The sequence below is a fragment of the Lentibacillus sp. genome (genome assembly GCF_035301925.1).
Taxonomy (GTDB): domain Bacteria; phylum Bacillota; class Bacilli; order Bacillales; family Amphibacillaceae; genus Lentibacillus.
The window spans coordinates 1-24586 of sequence record NZ_DATGTI010000112.1 but is presented as its reverse complement, the minus strand read 5'-3'; the positions used below and the strand labels follow the sequence as shown (position 1 = coordinate 24586).

The window sequence follows — 24586 nt, the reverse complement described above, 5'->3', positions numbered from 1 at the left end:
CTGAATCATACTTCATTCAATACAGTATGCATCTGGAGAAAAGACTGTGACAGATGCCCTTTACACGGTTCTTAGACAGGTTCATATGAGAATAGAATCATGAAGAAGCGTGTGACGAAAGGAGTAAATGAATGAAACAGCTTGATTGGCAGATGATCCTTTTTGTCGGTGGCTATCTCATACAAGATTATTGGCTTTATTGGGGATTGCCGCGGGTTTATTATTGGCATTGGAACAACTAAAAATCTGATGAATGAACAGCTTGCAAAACTGTTCATTCATCCATCAAATAGATTCATACTTAAATAACGTTCGCCTGTATCAGGTGCCATACATAACACCTTTTTGCCTCTCCCAAGTCGTTTGGCAACTTTTACCGCTGCAAACACTGCCGCGGCGCCAGATAAGCCGATGAAGATCCCTTCTTTACGTGGAAGTGTCTTAAACATATCGACAGCGTCTTCATCGTCAATTTGGAAAATCTCATCATAAATGGATGTATTTAGTATATCTGGTACAAACCCAGGACTGGTTCCGACTAATTTATGCGAACCTGGCTTTCCGCCTGACAATACCGGAGATCCTTTTGGTTCAGCAACTGCAATATGCAAATCAGGTAATTTTTCTTTTAATACTTCTCCGGTTCCAGTAATCGTTCCACCGGTCCCTGCAGTTGCCACAAATGAATCCAGTTCCCCATTCATCTGCTCATAAATTTCCAGAGCAGTCGTTGTCCGGTGGATATCCGGATTAGCTTGATTTTCAAATTGCTGTGGGATAAAGCTGTTTGGTATTGCCTTGTTTAATTCATTCGCTTTTTTGATTGCGCCCGGCATCTTGTCTTCACTTGGGGTTAACACGACTTCTGCTCCATATGCCCGCAAAATATTCCGGCGTTCCTGAGTGCTGTTGTCCGGCATCACCATAATAGCCCGATAACCTTTCGCAGCCGCAGTCATCGCCAAGCCGATCCCGGTATTGCCGCTTGTTGGTTCAATAATCGTCGCACCTGGTTTCAGTACACCTTCTTCTTCTGCCATTTTAATCATGCTGTACGCCGCCCGGTCTTTGACACTTTTACTCGGGTTAAACGATTCGAGTTTCAAAAAGAGATCAGCTGCACTTTCCGGAACCACATGGTGCAATTGAACAACCGGTGTTTCCCCGATTAACTCTGCCATGTTTTGGGCCACTTTCATAATAAAACAACCTTCCTATCTCAAACGCTTTCCCTTATTATAAAACAATTTCATATCTTTTTCAGGTACAAGTGAACCGCCAGTTGCCCAAGCGATATGTGCAGCATTGCTGACATCGATATTATTTTTCCGTATATACGGATATATCCGCTCAGGGCCGGTAAGTCCAGCTGTTGCCGACGGTTCCAAATAAATTCCTTCACTGTCAGCAAGATTTGCCAGCAATCGATATAGCTCATCATCCTCAAGTGTGTAGATGCCACTCACCAATTGACCGCTGATGGCTGTCGCAAATTGAGAAGGGCGTCCGACAGCCAATCCATCCGCTTCCGTCCGATTATCGATACCAAAGTCCTGGACACTGATCCGATCCATCTCCCCTGTCACAAGACCAATCAATACAGACGGCGAATGGGTCGGTTCGGCAAAAAAACAATGGACATGGTCACCGAAAACTTGCTTCAAGCCAAATGTAATACCGCCCGGTGAGCCGCCAACCCCACACGGAAGATAAACAAATAATGGATGATCGGCATCTACTTGAATGTCTTTCTGCTTCAACTGTTGTTCCAGTCTGAGCGCAGCAACACTATAGCCTAAAAATAGATGACTCGAATCTTCATCATCAACGAAATAACCATTGGCATCCGCGATGGTCTGCTCCCTGCCGGCAGAGATGGCTTCACTGAAATCTCCCTCAAATTCCAGTACCTCAGCACCTTTTTCACGCAGCAAATCCTTCTTCCATTGTTTAGCGTCAGTGGACATGTATACGGAAACATTGAAGCCAAGTTTGGCACTGATGATGCCGATGCTCAGGCCCAGATTGCCAGTTGATCCGACACCAATCGAATACTGACTGAAAAATTCTTTAAATCTGCTGGTTGAAAATACCTCATAATCATCATCTCTATGCACCATTCCCGCGTCAAGTGCCAGTTTTTCCGCATACTGCAGCACTTCGTAAATACCTCCCCTCGCTTTGATAGAACCGGCAATCGGCAGTTCATGATCACATTTCAGATAAAGCTCACCAGCCATTTCGGGTAAATGTTCTTTTCTCATACTGCTGACAATTTTTAAAGGTGATTCGATGATACCATTTGTATCGCGTGTTTCGGGGAATTCATTTTCCAACATTGGGGCAAAGCGATGCCAGAGTGATTCGGCTTCCTCTATATCATCGCGTGTAAATGGCAGTGATGCCGTCTCATTGATTTTATTAAGATTCGGATTTATCCAAAAAACAGGGTTTAAAGCAATGATATCCTTCAGTATTGGATACTGATTTGTCCAGTTACTGATTTCCTGTTGTGTAAAAACGATTGTCATCACCTTCTTTTCATCGGTTGTATTTTATCATCCCCTGCATCCGGATTATCATGACACCAATCTAAAGCAATTTTTTTCCGGATTTTTCAAATAACCGTCACTTAAACATCCCTCGCCGCCTCTGATAATCTCCGTACCATACAATTCGGTTGGAGCTGTTTCGGCTGATTTTTGCACTCCAATGAAAGTAACACAGACCAACCCAAACCATTTACCTTAAATGGAACAATAGCCCGCTGGTCTGTATGCGCCGGCGGGCAAACTTTATTGAATATTCACTATTATCAAACAGCAAATTATTATTATCGACACGGCGTCCTGGACAAGACAGCTGAATGGTATGTCTGCGGGGGACTCAGGCTCACTCGTCGTGAAGAGTCTACGAGTCAACTGCTGATTCAATAATCTGCTTAAAAAAACATGTGAAAAACAAACACATTCTATTTTCTCATTTAATTGACCAACTTTATTAAATTCCCAAATTCCAAATCGGTAAATTTATCTTCCACAATGCGTTTATCGTAGAGCCATGCTGCATCATCCAATGCACATTTGATCGGGATATCACATTTAATTTGAGCCAGTTCCCTTGATAAATAAAGCATGTCTATGTTTTCCCTGATTTTCTTTTGAATACCCTTTGGCAAATGGTCAATATGATCAAGTATTTGATCGATTGTTTCATATTCCTGTATCAATTTTAGTGCTGTTTTTTCGCCAATTCCCCGCACGCCAGGATAATTATCCGAGGTATCGCCCATTAATCCTTTCAAGTCAACCATTTGCCCTGGTAGAATGCCCTTTTGGCTGACAAATGTATCCTTTTCAAACATTTCATAGTTCCCGATCCCTTTACGCATAATTGCTACACGAATGCGATCATCAACTAGCTGTAAAATGTCCTGATCACCGGTTAAAATCAGGACGTCATGAACGGCCGCATATTGTCTTGCCAGTGTGCCAATACAGTCATCTGCCTCAAAGTTTTCCAAACCGATATTTGGAATGTCAAAAGCTTCCACAACTTCCTTGACAAGATCAAATTGTGGAATCAGCTCTTCAGGCGGATCCAAACGATTGGCCTTATAGCCATCATATAAATCCGTCCGGAATGTCTTACTCCCCATGTCCCAGCAGCAAATAACATGCGTCGGTTTGAACCTGTCTGCTGCATCAAGAAAGTATCGCATAAATTGATAGACACCATTGGTCGGGATCCCATCACGCGTTTTCATGAAATTTCCCCTGAATGCTGTTGCAAAAAATCCGCGGAAAAGCAGAGCCATTCCATCTACCAGCATGATCTTATGCTGTTTTTCCGTCATGATCGGTTCAACTCCTCATAGTTCGTTAAAATCTGTGTGAGCGTGTCGTGTTTTTGACTTAACGTTCCCAGATCAATCGACTGATCGCTTATCATTCGTAATTGATGATCAATATAGTTTTCAGCATGCTGCACAATAAATTGTTTCATGGCATCCATCATGTCATGCCATTGACGCGTATAGTGAGTGTGCATCGTTTTGCCGTTTTCAGTAATATATTGATCTGCAAAAGGGTATAAACGTTCAAATAGATTTTCTTTCATCGATTCCTTTTGATTTTTAGCAAAAAATGCCTTTGTCCCGTTAAATTGTTTCAATTCTTTATCGAATGTTTGTGCATTCAGATTTGAAAATGCCTGTTCATATTCAGGCGTCGTCAATTCCGATTCTTCAAAATCAGGCAGTAAAAAGGTTGTATCTATCTGGCTGCTCTTGTTTGTATACTCAAAATAAACCTCTTGTTTCAAATCGTAAATGAACGATTCGATGCGCAAGGAGACCGCTCGTAATTCCTGTAATAGTTCATAGCCAGCATAGTCAAGAAGGTTTTCGAAACTATTTTTCAATTGCTGTTGGGCTTTTTTGCCTGAACCGGTTATTGTCGCAGGGTTAAATGTTTCTTTAAATAAATCATGAAACCGGATCGACAGGCGTTCAAGCACATAATATAACTGCTTTTCCAGTTTCTGGCTGATTTTCTGTTCGTATAAATCAGTATCGATTTTTTCGGCCAGCTTTTTCAGGGAAGTCTGTTTTTCGATTAATTCTGTACGGGCGTGTTCTTTTTCCGCTGCATTCATTTTTATTGAGTCCAGATAATGACGCATCGCCTGTCTTGCCCGCTGAATATCCCTGACAGCTGAGCGAATAGTAATGGAAGCCAATTCCTGATGAATAAAATAGTCAAAGGCATCCTCAAAAGCTTTCATCTGCTCGTTCAGTTTTTTATTGCGTTGTTTTTCTTCAAGCGATTGTTTGCTTGAAATCGGAAACAGTCGCGGAAAACGGATACCTAAAGATGTCAACTGTTCTTGAATATATTGTTGCACCATCTGAACTTCTGCTTCGTTCTCCGCAAGATCGGAAGCATTCATGATAAAAAACATTTTATCCAGCTGAAAGGAATCTTTTACCCTGCCTAGCTGCATCAAGAAATCTTTATCTGCCCGTGAAAAAGCATGATTGTAATAGGTGACATATAGAATGGCATCAGCATGTTTGATATAGTCAAATGCAACATTAGTATGTCTGGCATTGATCGAATCAGCTCCAGGCGTATCGACCAGTGTTATCCCTTCCCTTGTCAAGGAGCAATCATAATAGAGATCCACTGATTCAAGATAACAGGCTACTGTTTCCTCGGTAACAAAAGCAGCAAATTCATTCAGCCCCACTGTCATTTCACGCCCAATGTTCTTTTTGCTGTAATGGTAGCCATCCAAAATGGCAGTCAAATAGGCCTGATGCGTTTTTGGCAACCAGCCACTCTGATGAATGTTATGTTTACTGATCCAATTCAGTAATTCAGCAAAACTGTTTGCTTCAGGCGTGAACTGATGAACCAACGCCCTCAAATCATTAACGAGTGTTGCTTCATCTTTCATTTTAATGATAACCGTGCCATGCCCTTTTTCTTCTGTGACTGGATGGATGCGATTAATGACCGCTGTCGTTGGGTTTGGTGCTGATGGCAAAACATGTTCGCCGATTAAAGCATTGGCCAATGATGATTTTCCGGCACTGAATGCTCCGAATAAAGCGATGGTGTAGGTCCGATTACTCAGCCGGTCATATTTCCGTTTCAAGTCACCTATGATGGATTGAAATCCAGTAAAGTCTGATATTGTTTCAATCGTTTTTTCCAAGTCTTTTAAAATATGATGAACCGGATATGCTGGTTTTGTAGCCGTTTGGTTGTCCTGATCATCGGTAACAGACTCATTTGGCTGCTGAACAGGAAGTGATTCCAAGTGTTTGACCAATGCATCGTTTGACGCCAATGTTTCTTCAATCAAACGCCAATCTTCCGGTTCCGCTTTTGGATCTGTTAACGCGTCATCCACTTTACGTTTTTTCTCCTCCAGGTCGTTTTTCAGCCTTTCATTCATCTCGTACTGTTCATAGATGTGTGACAGCTCATCACGTTCAGACTCATACTGGGACAACTCATCTGCTATTTTTCCGGATATTTCATCGTGAATCGAGTCCCACAGTTTTAACACTTCCTGTTTGTATTTTCGTTTCACATCATGGCTGACATCATCGGTATAATGCAGGACATAATCCCCATTCACCGTTGCACCCGGGTTGATCAATGCTTGAAGCGAATCAGCGTCGTAGGCAATCGAAATATTTTGGATTTGCTGTGATAAATCCTGATTATAAAGTTCATATGCTTGCAGCAAATTCAGCAATTTGTCACGGAGTCTCCATTGAATCGACGTTTCAATCGTTTGCTGTAAGCTGTTTAAAAAATCAGTCTCACGTTTTTGACGCTCATCTTCTGTTTTTTTCTTTGAAGCAAATAGACCGACTCTGAAATCCCGCTGCTGTGATTCCAGATATGAGTATGCCAAATCACGCAATTTTGCAGGCATCAGGTAAGCGTTTTTCAGCGTTGTGTTTACTTCTTTACGAAAATCGTCTTCCATTTTATCCGGTATGTTTTTTATACATGCTATTTCAGCATTCAGTTCATCTAATCGGGCAGCAGTATCTGTTGGATGCTCTGCACCATGAGCTTTTAAGTCTGCTGATTCGTTTTCATAGACTTGCAGCAAATAGTCTTTGTGTTCGCTGACAACCTGATCGATGGACCTGTCGATATTTAATAATGCTTCTCTTTCTGTGTTCAGCAATGAAAATAATTTCTTTTTAACATCGTCTATCTGATTGTGTGGCGTATAACGGTCGATTAAAGAAGAATAATAGATTATCTCCGGAAATATATCCCATTGATCAAACGTTTGTTTAATTTTTCCTGAGAAATCATCGAAGGTCAATTCCTGTTCATCATGTTTGTCAATCTGATTAATGATGATATATACAGGTATCGCATGATCCTGTACCTTTTTTAAGAAATGCAAGTTAACCTCTGATTGAACATGGTTGTAATCCATAACATAGAACAGGACATCCACAAGATGCAGCGATGATTCAGTAATCAGACGATCCGCATCATCCGCCGCATCAATTCCGGGTGTATCAATCATGACAGACTCAGCAGGTAAAATGGGCTCTTTTGTGTTTATCTCAATTTCTTTTATACTGACTTTACTTTTGGCATATTCCTTTATCACGTCAATATCATATGGTTCTTCATATTCAAATATCGTTCCTTCATCCGTCAATACACGTGCTATCCCTTTTCCCGACTTTATTTTAACGACATTTGCACTGGTTGGGATTGGACTTTTAGGTAAAATCGATTTTTCCAAAAGGTGATTGATCATTGATGATTTTCCAGCAGAAAAATGACCAGTGAAACTGATCATAAATTCCCCTTTAAGCCATTTTTCAGAGATTTGCAGCAGCTTTTCGGCACTTTTTGTATCACCATTTTCAAGCATCAACTGATAAAGGCTTGCCAAATGCTGTCGAGTGATTCGCGATTGTTTTGCTTCTGTTATCATCACGCTCTTCGTTTCCTTTCCATACAAGCACTTATGATCGTATTATAGCAAAGCACCATTGCCTGCGTCGACATCTGACAGATCGAAATTCAATTATCAGATTCGGCAATGACTTTATTATAGATCGACCGCATAATATCCCCGCGGCTGATAACACCAACTACCCTGTATGAATCATCGGTAACCGGGATTTTTTTGAAATGATAACGTGATAGTATCGATAACGCTTCTTCAATTTCATCTTCAGGATGAACGGTATATACATTTTTCTTCATGATTTCTGCTGACTGGTGTTCGATACTGGTTTCTATTTTATGCCTCAGCTCTTCTTTTTCACTGATAAACACCATGGAAAATACATCGTAAATGGTCCGGCCACTTGGCTGAAAATAACGGATAACATCTCCGTCACTGATCATCCCGATCAAACGATCATTTTCATCAATAACGGGTACACCGCCAATTTGTTGTTTAACCATTATTTTTAACAGTTCTTTTATTTTCATATCTTTTTGCACCGAAATCACATCGGTAATCATGAAGTCTTTTATTTTCATGCTGTCACCCCATCGTTTATTGATGTGCCTGACTTTATGAATGTCAAATCAGGCAATCATGCTTATAATTGTATCCATATTTATCGTATCACATTCCGGTATTATCAGCGTAACAATACATTAGTTTACATAATATAATTATGGTTAATTAATAAACCCTTGGCATCATATTGCATACCAAGGGTCGTGATACTATACAGGATATACACCATGTTTACGTTCTGTGAACTCGATGTTTTTTGTTTCATATAGCTTATATCGTTTAATCAGTTCAGTTCTTAACATATCCGGATCAACAATAGCGTCGACAACCATTTCTGAAGCTAAGCGGTAAATATCAATATTATCTTTATATTCTTCCTGTTTTTCTTTTACAAATGCAGGCCGTTCTTCCTCCGGTAATTCAGCTATTTTATTAGCATATACGGCATTCACCGCTGCTTCCGGACCCATGACGGCAATTTGCGCTGTCGGGAGCGCGAGACAAGCATCAGGTTCAAAAGCCGGACCGGCCATCGCATAAAGTCCGGCACCATATGCTTTGCGAACAACGACAGAAATTTTGGGTACGGTTGCCTCACTCATCGCTGCCAGCATCTTGGCACCATGGCGGATAATTCCTGCCTGCTCCACTTTAGTTCCAATCATGAATCCGGGAATATCCATCAGGAATAACAGTGGTATATTGAACGCATCACATAATTGAATAAACTTGGCAGCTTTATCCGCGGAATCCGGAAACAGCACACCGCCTTTCATTCGCGGCTGGTTAGCAATGATCCCTACTGATGCACCGTTCATTCTAGCCAGTCCGGTGATCAGTTCCGGGGCAAATTTCTTTTTGACCTCACAAAAGCTGTTTTCATCAATAAGCCGGTTAATCAAATCAAACATGTTGAATGGCGCATTTTGATTTTCCGGAATGATATCCTTTATCGGCTTTTCAAAGGTTTTGACTTCTTTAGGTTCTTTCTTTGATGGCTTATTTCGGAAATTAGCAGGAAAGTAATCAAGATAATCGCGTGTGTATGTGATGGCCTCCTCTTCAGATTTCACCAGCACATCACCAACGCCGGAAACGGAACAATGCATGTTGGCACCACCCATTTCCTCGAGGCTCACTTTTTCACCGATTACTTTTTCAGCCATTCGTGGCGATCCCAGATACATAGAGGCATTGCCGTCGACCATGACAACGATGTCACAGAATGCCGGGATGTACGCACCACCAGCTGCTGATGGACCAAAAAGCAGGCAAACTTGCGGCACCCGGCCTGACAATTTAATCTGATTATGAAAAATACGGCCTGCCCCACGGCGGCCAGGGAACATTTCAACCTGATCCGTAATGCGTGCACCAGCAGAATCCACAAGATAAAGCATTGGAATCTCCAATTTTGCGGCCGTTTCCTGAATACGGATAATCTTTTCAACAGTCCGTTTCCCCCAGGAGCCAGCTTTCACAGTAGAGTCATTTGCCATCACACATACTTCCTGTCCATTGACTCGGCCAATTCCTGTCACAACGCCATCTGATGGTAGGCTGTCCTCCATACAATTAGCGAAAAAAGCATCTTCAATATCAATATCCTCATCAAACAACAGCTCAAGACGTTTGCGTACAAACAATTTCCCTTTTTCTTTATTTTTTTTGTGATACTTTTCCTGTCCGCCTTGTTTAATTTTTTCCACGCGCTGCTGCAAATCTTCAGTATAGGTCATATTTCTTCCTCCCTGTTTTGATTACTTTCCCTTGTAGACAGGATTTCGTTTTTCTTTAAACGCATGCAGTCCTTCAAGCCGATCATCAGTTGACACGGTTTCTTTATAGCATAAATGCTCAATCGATAATCCGGTCGTCATATCCGTCTGAAGACCTTGATTGATGGCTGTTTTTGCCTGACGCAGTGCAACAGGGCCATTTTTAATAATTGCTTGTGCTGTTTCTATAGCTTTCTGCAGCAAGTTATCCGATGATGTCACCTGCTCCGCCATACCTAAGTTCAAAGCTTCTTCAGCGGTTATGCGCTTTGCCGTAAAAATGAGCCGTTTAGCCTGTCCTGGACCGATTAGTCGGGGAAGCCGCTGTGTTCCGCCAGCTCCCGGAATAATAGCCAAAGACGTTTCAGTAAGTCCCAGTTTCGCATGGTCAGCAGCAATTCTCATATCACATGCCAACGCCAGTTCCAGTCCTCCCCCGAAAGCGGCGCCATTAATGGCTGCGATAACAGGCATTTTCATATTTTCAATATTTCTGGCAGTGCTGCCAATATAGTGAACAGCCTCGATTACCTGCTCTTCCGTCATACCTTTTCGTTCTTTGAGATCTGCACCGGCACAAAAAGCTTTTTCGCCTGAACCGGTTATGATGGTGCATCGGAGTGAATTGTCTGCATTAATCTTTCGGACATACTCATTTAATTCATCAAGCAAACCCTTTGACAAGGCATTCATCGCTTCCGGTCGATTCAGTGTTAAGACAGCAATGGAATCATCTTTAATGTCAAAGTCTATAAGTGATGTCACGATCATCCTCCTTTCGATTTTACCAGGCTGAAAGTTCACATTAACAGGTGCTCCAAACCCTGAGAAGGGACTGGAAATGCAAAATCATTCAATGATCGCTATGACGTCCCCTTCATTGACAAAATCGCCTTCTGCTACCTTAATTTCTTTAACACTGCCATTCGTTTCAGCTGCAATCGGAATTTCCATCTTCATGGACTCAAGGATCACAATATCCTGGTCAGCCTCCACGCTGTCTCCTTCAGCAACTGTTATTTTCCATACACTTCCTGCCATTGATGCTTTAACTTCTGTCATGTTAACGACCTCCTAGTTTGTTTTGGTTATGGGCAAGTAAAATGTTTCAACAAATGCTGTCGTGGTGTTCCCCATTTTAAATTGCTCATGGTCAGCAACTTTTTTCAGCATTGGGATATTTGTTTTAATCCCTTCGACTTTATAGGTTAATAGCGCTTCTTTTAACAGGGCAATTGCTTCATAACGGTCAGATCCTTTTACAATCAGTTTACCGATCATCGGATCATAGTATGGTGTGACATCATCATTTTCAGTAACGGCCACTTCATTGCGGATATTTTTACCCTTTGGCAGTTCAAATGCAGAAATGTGACCCGGGGATGGGAAAAAGGTTTCTGGATCCTCGGCGTAAATCCGAACTTCAATCGCATGCCCATCCATTTTGACATCTTTTTGGCTAATGGAAAGTTCTTTTCCTGCTGCGACAAGGATTTGCTGTTCGACAATATCCAATCCGGTAATTTCCTCCGTTACCGGATGTTCCACCTGAATCCGTGTGTTCATCTCCAGAAAATAGAAGTTTTCCTGTTCGTCGACCAAAAATTCAATTGTTCCAGCACTGGTATACCCGAGTGCCTTAGCCGCTTTTACAGCCGTGTTCCCCATCTTCACGCGCGTTTTATCGGATATGAATGGTGACGGGGCTTCCTCCACCACTTTTTGGTTGCGCCGCTGGATTGAACACTCCCGTTCGAACAAGTGAATGACATTTCCATGGTTATCGGCCAGCAGCTGTATTTCAATATGCCGTGCATGAACCAATTTTTTCTCCATAAACATCGCACCGTCACCAAAGAAAGTCCGGGCACGTTTCGAATTGCTCTCAAACGCTTTCGTCAGCTCCTCATCAGAATTGACGACCTGCATGCCAATGCCACCACCGCCAGCTGAAGCTTTAAGCATAATCGGATAACCTATTTCACGGGCCATTTCAATCGCTTCATCAGACGATCGGACAGCTCCGTTTGTACCCGGAACGACAGGAACTCCCGCTTCTTCCATCGCTTTTCTGGCAGCAATTTTACTCCCCATTTTTTCCATCACACCAGCAGAGGGGCCGATAAACCGAATACCGGCCTGCTCACATTTTTCGACAAACTCACTGTTCTCGCTTAAAAAGCCGTATCCAGGATGAATGGCATCAACACCAGCTTTTTTGGCAATCGAAATGATCTTTGCGATGTTCAGATAGCTATCCTGAACACGCGGTGGTCCCAGTAAAAAACTTTCATCAGCCATCGATACAAACGGTGCTTTTTGATCAGCTTCTGAATAAACGGCCACGGTTTCAATCCCCATGTTTTTACATGTACGAATGATTCGTGCTGCAATCTCACCTCTGTTGGCAATCAATATTTTCCTAATCATCAAATCCCCCTAGTGTCTTACTTTCTCAACTATATTGTTAAATGATCTTGTCATCATTCAGTTTTTACCCTGCTTTCTGATACGATTCTATTTTCAGCATCCCAATTGCCTTGCGATAACCATTCGCTGCACTTCGGATGTGCCTTCTCCAATCTCAAGCAATTTCGCATCGCGCAAATATCTTTCTACCTCATATTCACGCATATAGCCGTATCCTCCGTGAATCTGGATAGCTTGATTGGCTGCGCGGAATGCCGTTTCAGTCGCATACAGTTTGGCATATGCCGCTTCTTTTGAAAACGGTTTATCCTGATCTTTCAGCCAAGCCGCTTTGTAAATCATATTTCGGGCAAGCTCAACTTCCATTGACATGTCCGCAAGCTTGAACTGAATTGCCTGGAAGTTGGATAGCGGTTTACCGAATTGTTTGCGTTCTTTAGCATAAGCAAGCGCTTTATCCAATGACCCTTGCGCAATTCCCAGTCCTAATGCTGCTATTGAAATTCTCCCGCCGTCCAAGGTATATAAAAATTGGTTGAATCCTTTTTGTGGATCCCCTAGCAGGTTTTCTTTCGGTACCCGGACATCATCCAACACGATTTCAGCCGTATCAGAACCGCGCACACCCATCTTGTCATAGTTGCTGGTAATGATCAGACCTTGCGTATCTGTCGGGACAATGATGGCAGAAATAATATTTTTTCCACGTTCATTTTTTCCGGTAACAGCAGTAACAATAATCGTTTCTGCATAACTGGCATTGGTAATAAAGCATTTTTCACCATTTATAACATAATCATTGCCATCCTCCACTGCTGTTGTTTTCGTTCCACCAGCGTCTGAGCCGGCATTGGGCTCTGTCAGACCAAACGATCCCAGCGCTTTTCCTTTTGCCATTGGCACCAGAAACTTCTCTTTCTGAGCTTCTGTCCCAAAATAATAGATTGGACTTGCTCCAAGCGAGACGGTTGCCGCAAAGCTCAACCCCGTGCTTCCGCACACTCTTCCGATCTCTTCCACCGCAATCGCATAGGAGAGGGTGTCACCCCCTGAACCGCCGTACTTTTCGGGAAATGGAATGCCCAATATACCCAATTCCCCCATCTGTTCGAATATATCACGCGGAAACACTGCTTTTTGATCAATGTCTATGGCTCTTGGCCGGATGACTTCTTCAGCAAAATCCCGTACCATTTTCTGTATCATTGTCTGTTCTTTACTCAATTCGAAATTCATGTCAATCCCCCTTGTAACCTCGTCAAGACCGACTGGTTGGTCTGTGTTGCTCAAAAAAATTTATGCTATATGCTAAAATCCTTCTTGACGGTATTCAGCAGTAAGTTACTGTACGTATCCGCTGATATTGAATCCGTTTTCAAAACAGCCCGTAAAATTAAATCAACATAAATCGAACTAATCTCATCAATCGATTTCGATCCGGATTGTTTATACCATTTGTATGTCCAGTTCACCATTCCCAGGATTGCCATCGTCGTGATTTCCACTGACAGATCATTCCGGAATTCACCGGCTTTTTTGCCTTCCCACAAAACATTTATCATGATTTGTTTAAACTGATCCCGTTTTTTCTTAATCCGTATCTCATATTCAGGCTTCAAATAAATATTCTCCTGATAAAAAACCGAAATGTGAGATTTATAAAGATCAAATGTTTTAACAAAGTCTTTGATGATTGCCTGCAGCTGCTTGACCGGCTCTGTATACGTATCATTAGCAATCGTTGCTTTTTCCAATGCATATGTAATGAATTCATCATGAATGACATACAACAACTCATCTTTGGAAGTGAAGTGGTGATAAAAACCGCCCTTAGATGTTCCTGTCTTATCAACAATCTGATTGACTGTGACACCATGAAATCCGTGCTTGTCAAATAAAATCAATGCTTCTTCTATAATCTTTTTGCGTAAATCCGTTCTAAACCCTCCCTTCAGCCGTATAACGCCATTATATCATATTTTTCTGAAAACATAAAGCGAAACTTCATTCAGCGGAGCGGTTTTCTCTGCTGAATGTTAGTTGAGCCGAATCGGGCATTTACAAACAGTTATCCCCTGTTTTATGGGGGATTACTCTCTGATACATGCGGGGTAAAAACAGATTTGAATAAAATAAAGCAGACAGTTTAGGATACGGAAACTGCCTGCTGCAATAAGGTTATGCCTCAAAAGGTTTATCATAGACCGGCGCTTTCCATACTTCCGTTACCTCACCCTGGTTATCACTGTCGATAACGAACGAGCCATTGCTGTAACGATCACTGACTGACAATTCAATCGGGAATATACTGTGTATTTCATTCCTGTTTGTTCTGAAATAGATTGTATCGTTGTCACTTACAGTATATAGTCCTTTCAGGCGATGGGGTTTCGTTTTTAACTCCCGCAGCATGATCAATCCACGCTTAGCCCGGCTCGATTTTTCAAATACGCTCAGCTTCATCCGCTTGGCGGCACCCCGCTGGGTTACGGCCACGATAGACGGCTCAGCCAGCTTATCAAATACTTGTCCATTGACAACATATTCATCTTCTTTCAGCTTGATTGCCTTGACACCTGCTGCACGCTGCCCAACAGCCGATATTTCCGATTCGTGATACCACAAGCCATACCCTGTATTGGAGGCAATGAATATATCACAGTGTCCGTTTGTTTGAAATACATCAATCACTTCATCATCATCTTTGAGATTGAGGGCAATCAATGCTTTCGAATAACGCTGTGCCTTATACAAGGACAATTCGCTTTTCTTAACCATCCCATTTCTGGTGAAAAAGACAAGATATTGTCCATTTTCGAATGTGCGCACCGGAATGCTTTGGATAATACGTTCATCTTTGCCGATAGTGACAAGATTGGATATATGCTGTCCAATATCTTTCCACCTGATATCCGGCAATTCATGTATTGGAAGGTAAATATATTTTCCTTTGTTCGTAAACAAAAGAATATGGTCCGTCGTATTCAACTCAAACAGACCAACGAAATGGTCATCTTCTTTAATACCGGGGTCTTCTCCGTTGGATGCACCATACGAACGAATGCTCGTGCGTTTGATATACCCGTCTTTTGTTGCTGATACAACAACATCTTCACTTGGGACAGTCACTTCAATGTCAAACGTTAACGCTTCAATATCTTTTTCTATAACCGTTTTTCGTTTATCGGAAAAGGACTTCTTTAATCGTCTTAACTCATTTTTAACCTGCTGCAAAAGTTTTTTCTCACTTGACAGTAAAATTTCCAATTCATTAATCCGTTTTCTCAATTCTTCTGCTTCTTGTTCCAGTGACGTGATATCCGTATTTGTCAGCCTGTATAATTGAAGCATGACAATTGCTTCTGCCTGTGCCTCCGAAAATCCGTATTCAGCTATAATGCGTTTTTTAGCATCTTGTTTATCCTTTGATGAACGGATGGTGGCAATCAATTGATCCAAAATGGAAACGGCTTTAATCAGACCTTCGACAATGTGGGAACGGTCTTTTGCCTTATTCAAATCAAATACCGACTGCCTTGTCACAACTTCCTTCTGGTGTTCAATATAAGAGTCGAGTATTTGCGGTAACGACAAAAGCTTGGGCGTTTTATTCTGAATCGCGACCATGTTGAAATGATATGTCACTTGCAGATCAGTATTTTTATATAAGTAATTTAAAATACCTTCACTGTCGGCCTCTTTTTTCAGTTCAATCACGACACGCAGACCGGTCCGGTCGGTTTCATCCCTGACTTCAGCAATCCCTTCAACTTTACGGTCAATCCTCAATTCATCAATTTTCTTGACCATACTTGCTTTATTGACATCATACGGAATTTCATCGATCACAATCTGCTGCCGACCGCCACGGATATTTTCAATAGTTGCTCTACCCCGGACGACAATCTTGCCTTTACCGGTTTCATAAGCCTTCCGTATGCCATCAATCCCCTGAATGATTCCGCCCGTAGGAAAGTCGGGGCCACGCATGACCTCCATTAATTTATCAACCGTAACTGATGGTTTGTCAATCTTCATAACAACAGCATCAATGACTTCCGCCAGGTTATGCGGTGGTATATCAGTTGCATATCCCGCTGAAATTCCGGTCGAACCATTGACAAGTAAGTTCGGGAATTTCGCCGGCAGTACAACCGGTTCGTAGATGGTATCATCAAAATTGGGGATGAAATCGACTGTTTCTTTCCCAATATCACGCAGCATTTCAGAAGCAATACTTGAGAGCCTTGCTTCGGTATAACGCATAGCTGCAGGCGGATCCCCATCAATACTTCCATTATTTCCGTGCATTTCAACAAGACCGCTGCGTACCTTCCAATCCTGACTTAACCGTACCATTGCTTCATAGACTGAACTATCCCCATGCGGATGATAATTTCCGATAACCGTACCAACCGTTTTGGCTGATTTACGGAATGGTTTATCATGTGTATTTTTTTCCTCGTTCATAGCATATAAAATCCTGCGCTGAACAGGTTTTAAGCCATCCCGGACATCCGGGAGCGCTCGTTCCTGAATAATATATTTACTGTATCTTCCAAAACGGTCACCAAGAACTTCTTCGAGTGGAAGATCCAAATAGTTATCAGCTTGTGCCAAACCAATCCCCCTCTATTTTACGTTGCCTGGTTTTTTGCTATATCTGTTATGAATGAATTCTATCATTTTCCAATATATTGGCATCTTCCGCCAACCCAAATTCAACGTGGCCTTCAATCCATTTTCTTCGTGGTTCCACTTTGTCACCCATTAATGTTGTCACCCGTCGTTCAGCGCGGGCAAGATCCTCGATCGTAACCCTGATCAGTGTTCTTGTTTCCGGATCCATCGTTGTTTCCCACAGCTGGTCAGCGTTCATCTCACCAAGACCTTTATAGCGCTGAATAATATAACCATTTTTGAACTCATCAATGGTTTTTTTCATTTCATCATCATTCCATGCATAAACGGTTTTTTCTTTTTTGCCTTTCCCTTTCGTTATTTTATAAAGCGGCGGCAAAGCAATATAAACCATGCCTGCTTCAACGAGCGGACGCATATACCGGTAAAAAAAGGTCAAAAGCAGTACCTGAATATGTGCACCGTCCGTGTCAGCATCGGTCATGATGACAATCTTATCGTACTGTGCATCTTTTAAGTCAAAATCGCTGCCAACCCCTGCACCGATCGTATGAATGATTGTGGAAATCTCTTCATTCTTAAAAATGTCCTGGATCTTAGCTTTTTCGGTATTGATAACTTTTCCGCGTAATGGCAAAATGGCCTGGAATTTACGGTCACGTCCCTGCTTGGCCGAACCGCCGGCGGAATCACCTTCAACTAGATAAAGCTCATTCTTTTTCGGATTTTTCGATTGAGCCGGTGTCAGTTTCCCGCTCAATAATGAATCTTTTCGCTTCTTCTTTTTCCCCGATCTGGATTCTTCTCTTGCTTTTCGCGCTGCTTCACGTGCTTCTTTAGCCTTAATTGCTTTCCGAATCAGCATTCCGGTAGTATCCGGATTCTCTTCCAGGAAGTAAGACAATTTTTCAGATACAACAGAATCCACAACAGAGCGGGCTTCTGGGGTCCCAAGCTTATCCTTTGTCTGCCCCTCAAACTGCAGCATTTCTTCGGGAATACGAACTGATACAATAGCTGTAAAGCCTTCCCGTATATCTGATCCTTCCAAATTTTTATCCTTATCTTTCAAGTATGCATGCTTCCTGGCGTAATCGTTAAAAACACGGGTGATCGCAGTGCGTGCACCTGATTCATGAGTACCGCCATCTCTTGTCCGGACATGGTTCACAAATGAAAGGATATTTTCAACAAATCCGTCATTGAACTGGAATGCAAAGTCAACTTCAATTCCCTGCTGTTCCCCTTCAAACGAAACAACCGGGTGCAGCGTATCTTTTTCTTCATTCAGATACGCAACAAACGATTCCAGTCCGTCCGGAAATTGGTATTCTTCTTTTATTTCGTTCCGTTCGTCGATTAACTCGATCTTTAACCCTTTTAACAAAAATGCTGCTTCACGTAACCGTTCGGATAACGTCTCAAAATTATAGACGGTCGTCGAAAAAATGGCGGAATCCGGTTTAAAATGAATAACCGTTCCACTTTTATTTGTTTTACTTATTTTTTCAAGCGGACCGGCAGCCTTTCCGCCATGTTCAAATCGCTGATGGTATTTCTGCCCATCACGAAAAATGGTCACGTCCAGCCATTCAGACAGGCCATTGACGACTGAAGCACCTACCCCGTGCAAACCGCCGCTTGTTTTATAGCCGCCCTGTCCAAATTTTCCCCCTGCGTGCAATACAGTAAAAATGACTTCTGTTGTCGGCTTGCCACTGGAATGAACGCCTGTGGGAATTCCTCTTCCTGAATCCTCCACCGAAATACTATTATCCTGGTGGATGATCACTTTAATGACCGACCCGTACCCTGCTAAAGCTTCATCAACAGCATTATCGACAATTTCAAAGACCAAGTGGTGCAGCCCGCGCTGATCAGTGCTGCCAATGTACATTCCTGGTCTTTTTCTAACCGCATCAAGCCCTTCCAAGACTTGAATCGAATCATCCGTATATTGTAAAGACTCTTTAACCATGCAGCCCGACTCCTCTCTTTCTTTCCTAGGATACATGTTTTACATTATTATACCAATTATAGAACAAATGTTTGCATATGTAAAATATATTACCGTAAAATCGGTTTACGGCGGCTAACTGCTTCTATTAGTATACTATAATTTTTTTTAAAAAAACAAAAAAGAATGACCTGCGAAGGCCATTCAGCTGATTGTTAAACAAGAACAGAATGTGCAACCTTGATACACATATCCATCATGACTGTAAAACCCCGTTTTTGCAAATAATCATATGCTTCCTGACTGACAAGCCCTTGCTGCGCCCAAAAGACACGGCAATCAGTTTCTGCTGCTTCTTTTGCGATCTCTGGCAGGAATTCAGATCGGCGGAAGACGTTGATAATATCAATAGCTTCCTCTACCTCGGTCAGGGAATCGTATGCTTTTTCGCCTAAAACTTTTTCAACTTTAGGATTTACCGGAATAATTTTATACCCTTGTTCCTGCATGATCTTTGAGATTTGATAGGATGTCCGTTCAGGGTTATCAGACAGACCAACAACAGCAATTGTGTTTGCTGATTCCAAAATCTCCTTTATTGCCTCATTTGATGGATTTTCCCACGCCATTCGGCATACCTCCTTCAGTTGTCAATCAAACCTTCATTCTCCAAATAATCACGTGCAACATCAACCGGATCCCTGTCTTCATATTCAACCTCATAATTCATCTGCCGCATCTCATCATCCGTTATTTTACCACCAAGCTGATTCAGCGTGTCTTCCAGTTCCGGATATTTATCCAGTGTATCCTGGCGCATGAGCGGGGCGCCTTGGTATGGCGGAAATAGATTTTTGGGGTCATCGAGTATCGTCAGATCCATGTCAACCATGTAACTGTCTGTTGCATATGCATCGATGACATCGACCTCCCCATTTGCCAATGCTTCCTGACGAATTCCGGGTTCCATCGTTTGAACGTCGGCAATGTCCAAGTTATAAATGTCCTGCATCCCAACATAACCATCATACCGATCTTTAAATTCCAGTGTGAAACCAGCCGTGATGTCATTTTCAACCTTCCTCAGATCACCGATTGTGTCAAGATGATGCTCTTGTGCCAATTCTTGTGTTGTTGCGACAGCATACGTGTTGTTGAAAGTCATCGGTTCTAACATAACCATACCATATTGTTCTTCCATACCCTGCCTTGCCTGCTCATAGACATCACTTTTTTCATTGCTGTCTGTTTCCTGTTCCAAATGCGTGACAATCGCTGTACCGGTAAATTCAGGATAAATATCGATACTGCCATTTTTGAGGGCACTGAATACAAAGGCGGTTTTTCCCAATCCCGATTCAAGTTCAACCGTCAAATCCGTTTCTTCTTCAATCAGGAGCTTATACATATTGATCAAGATAGCCGGTTCGGAACCAAGTTTCCCGCCAATGGTCAAATCAGCCTGTTTTGCTGGGGAAATGAAAAACGGTCCTGCAACAATTAAAACTGCTATGATAAGCATAGCTGTTAACGATTTAAATCCAGCCCGTCTTGAAACGCGTTCAAATCCCCGTAAAATGAAATCCAGTAAAATCGCTAATAATGCTGCAGGAATCGCTCCAAGCAAGATAAGGTTCAAATCGGCTCCACGGTCAATCCCCAACAGGATAAGTTTGCCCAGTCCGCCGGCACCAATTAATGCGGCAATCGTCGTTGTTCCCACTATCAGTACCATCGAGGTCCGAATCCCTGCCATAATGACAGGCATGGCAATCGGCAGCTCCACTTTGGTTAACCGTTTGCATGAATTCATCCCCATACCTGTTGCTGCCTCTTTCAACGCAGGTTCCACCTCTTCAATCCCAGTGTATGTGTTTCTCAAAATGGGTAATAGCCCATATATTGTCAATGCGATAATGGCAGGTGTTGTACCGATGCCAAAGAAGGGTATCAGGAAAGCCAAAACGGCCAGACTGGGGATTGTTTGCGTGACTGCAGATAAACCAATAATAGGCTCGGCAACACGTGGAAATCTAGTTAATAAAAGCCCCAATGGCACTGCAATCATGATGGCGATAATCAATGACAGCATTGACACTTGCAAATGTTCCCAAATGGTCTCAAGCAGCATGTCCTGTCTGTTTTGAAAAACGGAAATAAATTCGCCCATTAACGGATCACTCCGTCTTTGGAAGCTGTTTCACGCTTTAAATATGTTACAATATCCTTATAAGTCAGCGTACCGACAAGCTGTTCACTTTTCAGCACCGGATATAGTTGCTGATTTTTGTCTTGCATGATATCTATTGCCTTGCTGAGCGGCAAATCATTTTCCAAAACGATGCATTTCTCCTGATTTTGTCCATCTGCTACCATCCCCGCGAACGTGTTATCATGATCTTTGATGATAAAAGTCCCTTGATTCGGATATTTGTTATGGGCATACGCCGATTTCGTGATAATTTGTGATTTTGTCTGATCCGCAATCACATCGACAGCAGTTTGCCACGGTGATTTACGTTCGCCGATAAATTCTTTTACAAACTCCGATGCAGGATTTAAAATAAGTTCCTGTGGCGGGTCAACTTGAATGATTCGACCTTCTTTCATGAGACAGACACGATCCCCAAGAGCAAGTGCTTCGTCCATATCGTGTGTAACAAAACAAATCGTTTTTCTGATTTCTTTTTGCAGCTGCATGATATCATGCTGTAATTGTTCACGGCTGATCGGATCAAGAGCACTGAATGGCTCGTCCATCAAAATAATATCCGGATCAGCAGCCAATGCCCGTATGACCCCAATCCGCTGCTGTTCTCCTCCCGACAGTTCACTTGGCCGGCGCTGACTGTATATGGATGGATCAAGCCCAACCATATCAAGCAACTCATGGCTTCTATTGCGTATAGTTTTTCGCTTCCACTTTTTCATTTCCGGTACAACCGCAATATTTTCTTCTATCGTCATATGTGGAAATAAAGCAATTTTCTGAAGAACATAACCAATATTCCAACGCAATTCGTGAATGTTATAGTCTTCAACATTCGTATCATTTAGATATATCGTTCCTGCTGTCGGTTTAATCAACCGATTAATCATTTTCATGGATGTCGTCTTTCCACAGCCGCTCGGACCGATTAACGTCATTAATTCCCCATTATTAATGGTCAATGAAAAATCATTAACTGCCTCTGTCCCATCAGAATATACTTTCTTGACATCACTGAATTTAATCATACACTGCTCCCTTTATAGAATTTTCTATTTTTATACACTACCGTTTGTAACCATTTTAAAAATCATTTTTCCGTATTACAAACAATAAAGGTTCTTTGAATCATCACTTCATGGTAAAATAGGACAGAGTCAATTATGAACTGGAAAGTGGGAAACACTATGGAATTTTTAGTATTTGCTGTTATCGCATATTTATTGGGATCCATCCCCTCAGGCGTCATGGTCGGAAAGCTCGGTTACAATATTGATATCCGGGAGCACGGAAGCGGCAACCTTGGCGCTACAAATACTTTCAGAATTCTAGGAGTGAAAGCAGGTATTATTGTCGTATTGGCCGATATCCTAAAAGGTACGCTGGCAACGGCACTTCCTTTGTTTTTGGATGTGGACGTATTCCGGCTTGGAGTAGGTTTGTTTGCTGTCCTGGGCCATACGTATCCGTTATTTGCAAAATTCAATGGCGGAAAAGCCGTTGCAACATCAGGAGGAATCATTTTAGGCATTAACCCTGTTCTATTTGCTGTCATGGTGATGTCATTTCTTGTTACATTATACATTTCCAAATATGTTTCCCTGTCATCCATGGTCACCGGGATAATTGCCATTATTGTTTCTATCATTTTCCGGGATTGGGGTCTGGTGATTGTAACAGCAGCATTAACGATTTTTGTGTTTTACCGACACCGGGAGAATATTAAACGGATTAAAAATAAAACTGAACCGAAAATTACATGGATGTAGCATGGTAACCTTCGATCGCTGGGTTTTCTTTCCCGGTACCGAAAAGGCTGAATTCTCGGGAACCATAACGAACACCTTATGACCTGCGTCGTGCAGGCCCGAACAGAATCGGACATTTATGGACAGTTATCCCCATTTTTTGGTATTTACTGTCCGTTACATGCGGGATAAAGCCGATAAATTGAATCATTATTATATTCTTTAGTATACTATGAACGTAACAGTTACTATCGGAAGGGGTCACAGATCGTTATGGATAAAGCTAGAACAATTGCTAAGAAACAGTTACCGGATAAAGCCCAACGTCATAAACTATTTGGTTCTGTCGAGCCCGGTCCCAGAACTAAACCAAGTGAAAAAAGCAAAATGGCTGATATACAAAATACAAAAAAAGACTTTCTATTTGATCTTGATGCCGTCGGAATTTCCAATGTGAAACATCCAATCACCATCACAAGTCATCTGGAACCGAAAAGACAAACGACGATTGGTACCTTTGAATTTTCATCAAGCATCAAAAAATCCAGCAAAGGTACGAATATGAGCCGTTTCACAGAACAGCTGCAGGAATTTCATCAAAAAGGCTATGCTATTGACCTGAAGACACTTAAAACATTCACAAAAGAGCTGGCCGAACGCCTGGATCAAAAAGATGCCGAAATCAAGGTGCAATTTCCGTGGTTTTATGAACGGCGGGGACCACAATCAGACCTTTCCGGCATGAACCATGCAGACATTACAATCCGTGTGAACTATGATGCGGAAACAGGCTACACAATCGAAACCTCCCTATCTTCGCTGATCACAACACTTTGTCCGTGCTCGAAAGAAATCAGTGAGTACAGTGCCCATAATCAGCGCGGTGAGGTGACCATGACTGTCGCATTGGCCGAAGACTTTGACGAGGAGGAAACGGATTGGAAAGAATGGCTGCTTGAAGCTGCAGAAAGCAATGCCAGTGCCAGATTGCACCCTGTTTTAAAACGGCCTGATGAAAAAATGGTCACTGAACATGCGTATGAGAACCCTCGTTTTGTTGAGGATCTGGCACGGCTTGTTGCAGCGGATTTATACGAAATGTCGTTTGTCACTTGGTTCAATGTTCATTGCCGTAACGAGGAATCGATTCACATGCATGATGCTGTAGCATCGATAACGTACGATAAGTTACAGGATGAACCACAGGAAGGGTAAATAGTGATATGAAATATATCTTTATTGGCCTGATAAAATTCTACCGAAAAGCTATCAGCCCATTTAAACCGCCAACATGCCGATTTTTTCCAACATGTTCGGAATATGGTCTGGAGGCTTTTCGGCGCTTCGGTTTCCTTAAAGGCGGCTATCTGACCATCAGGCGAATCAGCAAGTGCCATCCCTTTCATCCGGGAGGCGTTGATCTGGTACCGGAAAAACGGGAAAAATAAAGTGAAACTTCATTCAGCGGAGCGCGTTTCTCCGCTGAATGTTAGTTGAACAGAATCGGGGATTTAAGGTCAGTTGGCCGCCGTTTTCTGGCGGATTACTGACCATTATATCCGGGGAAAAGTGAAACTTCATTCAGTGGAACGCGTTTCTCTGCTGAATGTTAGTTGAACCGAATCGGCGATTTAAGGTCAGTTGGCCGCCGTTTTCTGGCGGATTACTGACCATTATATCCGGGGAAAAGTGAAACTTCATTCAGCGGAGCGCGTTTCTCCGCTTGATAAAGAACAAAGGCTAAATTCGCAACGTCCTCGAAAAAGGAAAACACTTTTTCTTCGTGCGATGTATC

At 42.3% G+C, this 24586-nt stretch carries 19 protein-coding genes; 3 read left to right on the top strand and 16 right to left on the bottom strand.

Translation table 11 applies throughout. The features are described 5' to 3' along the window. Positions 1-278: 278 nt before the first annotated feature. The 16 genes from cysK to VK080_RS09680 form a co-directional block, all read right to left on the bottom strand. Positions 279-1199, bottom strand: coding sequence for a cysteine synthase A (gene cysK, locus VK080_RS09755; RefSeq protein ID WP_324224580.1), 921 nt, complete (start codon positions 1197-1199; stop codon positions 279-281). Between the two features lie 15 nt (positions 1200-1214). Beyond that, positions 1215-2531 carry a D-serine ammonia-lyase gene (locus tag VK080_RS09750; protein ID WP_324224579.1) on the bottom strand — a complete coding sequence of 439 codons (1317 nt, stop codon included), beginning with the start codon at positions 2529-2531 and terminating at the stop codon, positions 1215-1217. A 452-nt stretch (positions 2532-2983) separates the two neighbouring features. Further along, on the bottom strand, positions 2984-3856 hold the full coding sequence (locus VK080_RS09745) for a 5'-3' exonuclease (RefSeq protein ID WP_324224578.1): 873 nt from the start codon (positions 3854-3856) through the stop codon (positions 2984-2986). Then, positions 3853-7488 carry a dynamin family protein gene (locus VK080_RS09740; RefSeq protein ID WP_324224582.1) on the bottom strand — a complete coding sequence of 1212 codons (3636 nt, stop codon included), beginning with the start codon at positions 7486-7488 and terminating at the stop codon, positions 3853-3855. The genes VK080_RS09745 and VK080_RS09740 overlap by 4 nt, the downstream gene beginning before the upstream one ends. A gap of 89 nt (positions 7489-7577) precedes the next feature. Then, entirely contained in the window at positions 7578-8045 is a 468-nt protein-coding gene (locus VK080_RS09735; RefSeq protein WP_324224577.1) for a CBS domain-containing protein, read from the bottom strand. 192 nt (positions 8046-8237) lie between these two features. After that, positions 8238-9767, bottom strand: coding sequence for an acyl-CoA carboxylase subunit beta (locus VK080_RS09730; protein WP_324224576.1), 1530 nt, complete (start codon positions 9765-9767; stop codon positions 8238-8240). A gap of 21 nt (positions 9768-9788) precedes the next feature. Further along, positions 9789-10571, bottom strand: a complete 783-nt coding sequence (locus VK080_RS09725) for an enoyl-CoA hydratase (RefSeq protein ID WP_324224575.1) — start codon at positions 10569-10571, stop codon at positions 9789-9791. 84 nt (positions 10572-10655) lie between these two features. Then, on the bottom strand, positions 10656-10868 hold the full coding sequence (locus tag VK080_RS09720) for an acetyl-CoA carboxylase biotin carboxyl carrier protein subunit (RefSeq protein ID WP_324224574.1): 213 nt from the start codon (positions 10866-10868) through the stop codon (positions 10656-10658). Positions 10869-10880: 12 nt separating this feature from the next. Next, positions 10881-12236, bottom strand: a complete 1356-nt coding sequence (locus VK080_RS09715; RefSeq protein WP_324224573.1) for an acetyl-CoA carboxylase biotin carboxylase subunit — start codon at positions 12234-12236, stop codon at positions 10881-10883. Between the two features lie 93 nt (positions 12237-12329). Continuing rightward, positions 12330-13472, bottom strand: a complete 1143-nt coding sequence (locus VK080_RS09710; RefSeq protein WP_324224572.1) for an acyl-CoA dehydrogenase family protein — start codon at positions 13470-13472, stop codon at positions 12330-12332. 65 nt (positions 13473-13537) lie between these two features. Further along, the gene (locus VK080_RS09705) at positions 13538-14191 is read right to left on the bottom strand and encodes a TetR/AcrR family transcriptional regulator (protein ID WP_414672237.1); all 654 of its coding nucleotides are present in this window, start codon (positions 14189-14191) and stop codon (positions 13538-13540) included. Between the two features lie 223 nt (positions 14192-14414). Beyond that, positions 14415-16856, bottom strand: a complete 2442-nt coding sequence (parC, locus tag VK080_RS09700) for a DNA topoisomerase IV subunit A (protein WP_324224571.1) — start codon at positions 16854-16856, stop codon at positions 14415-14417. 46 nt (positions 16857-16902) lie between these two features. After that, a complete protein-coding gene (gene parE, locus VK080_RS09695; RefSeq protein ID WP_324224570.1) occupies positions 16903-18855 on the bottom strand; it encodes a DNA topoisomerase IV subunit B in 1953 nt (650 codons plus the stop codon). A gap of 194 nt (positions 18856-19049) precedes the next feature. Continuing rightward, positions 19050-19463, bottom strand: a complete 414-nt coding sequence (locus VK080_RS09690) for a CoA-binding protein (RefSeq protein WP_324224569.1) — start codon at positions 19461-19463, stop codon at positions 19050-19052. 14 nt (positions 19464-19477) lie between these two features. Then, on the bottom strand, positions 19478-21004 hold the full coding sequence (locus tag VK080_RS09685; RefSeq protein ID WP_324224568.1) for an ABC transporter permease/substrate-binding protein: 1527 nt from the start codon (positions 21002-21004) through the stop codon (positions 19478-19480). Then, positions 21004-22071, bottom strand: coding sequence for an ABC transporter ATP-binding protein (locus tag VK080_RS09680; RefSeq protein ID WP_324224567.1), 1068 nt, complete (start codon positions 22069-22071; stop codon positions 21004-21006). The genes VK080_RS09685 and VK080_RS09680 overlap by 1 nt, the downstream gene beginning before the upstream one ends. Positions 22072-22230: 159 nt before the next feature. Between VK080_RS09680 and plsY the strand changes: the two genes are divergently transcribed. From plsY to yidD, 3 genes are all read left to right on the top strand, one after another. Further along, positions 22231-22812: a glycerol-3-phosphate 1-O-acyltransferase PlsY gene (gene plsY / locus VK080_RS09675; RefSeq protein WP_324224566.1), complete on the top strand. Its 582-nt coding sequence runs from the start codon at positions 22231-22233 to the stop codon at positions 22810-22812. Positions 22813-23064: 252 nt separating this feature from the next. Beyond that, complete coding sequence (gene folE2 / locus VK080_RS09670; RefSeq protein ID WP_324224565.1) at positions 23065-24006, top strand: GTP cyclohydrolase FolE2; 942 nt, start codon at positions 23065-23067, stop codon at positions 24004-24006. Positions 24007-24014: 8 nt separating this feature from the next. Further along, a complete protein-coding gene (gene yidD / locus VK080_RS09665; RefSeq protein ID WP_324224564.1) occupies positions 24015-24239 on the top strand; it encodes a membrane protein insertion efficiency factor YidD in 225 nt (74 codons plus the stop codon). Positions 24240-24586 lie beyond the last annotated feature (347 nt).

Coding starts and splice junctions, on each gene's coding strand:
- VK080_RS09715 (WP_324224573.1), bottom strand. CDS start 12,236: ATGATTAGGAAAATATTGATTGCCAACAGAGGTGAGATTGCAGCACGA.
- folE2 (WP_324224565.1), top strand. CDS start 23,065: ATGGATAAAGCTAGAACAATTGCTAAGAAACAGTTACCGGATAAAGCC.
- cysK (WP_324224580.1), bottom strand. CDS start 1,199: ATGAAAGTGGCCCAAAACATGGCAGAGTTAATCGGGGAAACACCGGTT.
- VK080_RS09735 (WP_324224577.1), bottom strand. CDS start 8,045: ATGAAAATAAAAGACTTCATGATTACCGATGTGATTTCGGTGCAAAAA.
- plsY (WP_324224566.1), top strand. CDS start 22,231: ATGGAATTTTTAGTATTTGCTGTTATCGCATATTTATTGGGATCCATC.
- VK080_RS09745 (WP_324224578.1), bottom strand. CDS start 3,856: ATGACGGAAAAACAGCATAAGATCATGCTGGTAGATGGAATGGCTCTG.
- VK080_RS09730 (WP_324224576.1), bottom strand. CDS start 9,767: ATGACCTATACTGAAGATTTGCAGCAGCGCGTGGAAAAAATTAAACAA.
- VK080_RS09740 (WP_324224582.1), bottom strand. CDS start 7,488: ATGATAACAGAAGCAAAACAATCGCGAATCACTCGACAGCATTTGGCA.
- VK080_RS09750 (WP_324224579.1), bottom strand. CDS start 2,531: ATGACAATCGTTTTTACACAACAGGAAATCAGTAACTGGACAAATCAG.
- VK080_RS09685 (WP_324224568.1), bottom strand. CDS start 21,004: ATGGGCGAATTTATTTCCGTTTTTCAAAACAGACAGGACATGCTGCTT.
- yidD (WP_324224564.1), top strand. CDS start 24,015: ATGAAATATATCTTTATTGGCCTGATAAAATTCTACCGAAAAGCTATC.
- VK080_RS09710 (WP_324224572.1), bottom strand. CDS start 13,472: ATGAATTTCGAATTGAGTAAAGAACAGACAATGATACAGAAAATGGTA.
- VK080_RS09720 (WP_324224574.1), bottom strand. CDS start 10,868: ATGACAGAAGTTAAAGCATCAATGGCAGGAAGTGTATGGAAAATAACA.
- VK080_RS09690 (WP_324224569.1), bottom strand. CDS start 19,463: ATGGCGTGGGAAAATCCATCAAATGAGGCAATAAAGGAGATTTTGGAA.
- VK080_RS09680 (WP_324224567.1), bottom strand. CDS start 22,071: ATGATTAAATTCAGTGATGTCAAGAAAGTATATTCTGATGGGACAGAG.
- parE (WP_324224570.1), bottom strand. CDS start 18,855: ATGGTTAAAGAGTCTTTACAATATACGGATGATTCGATTCAAGTCTTG.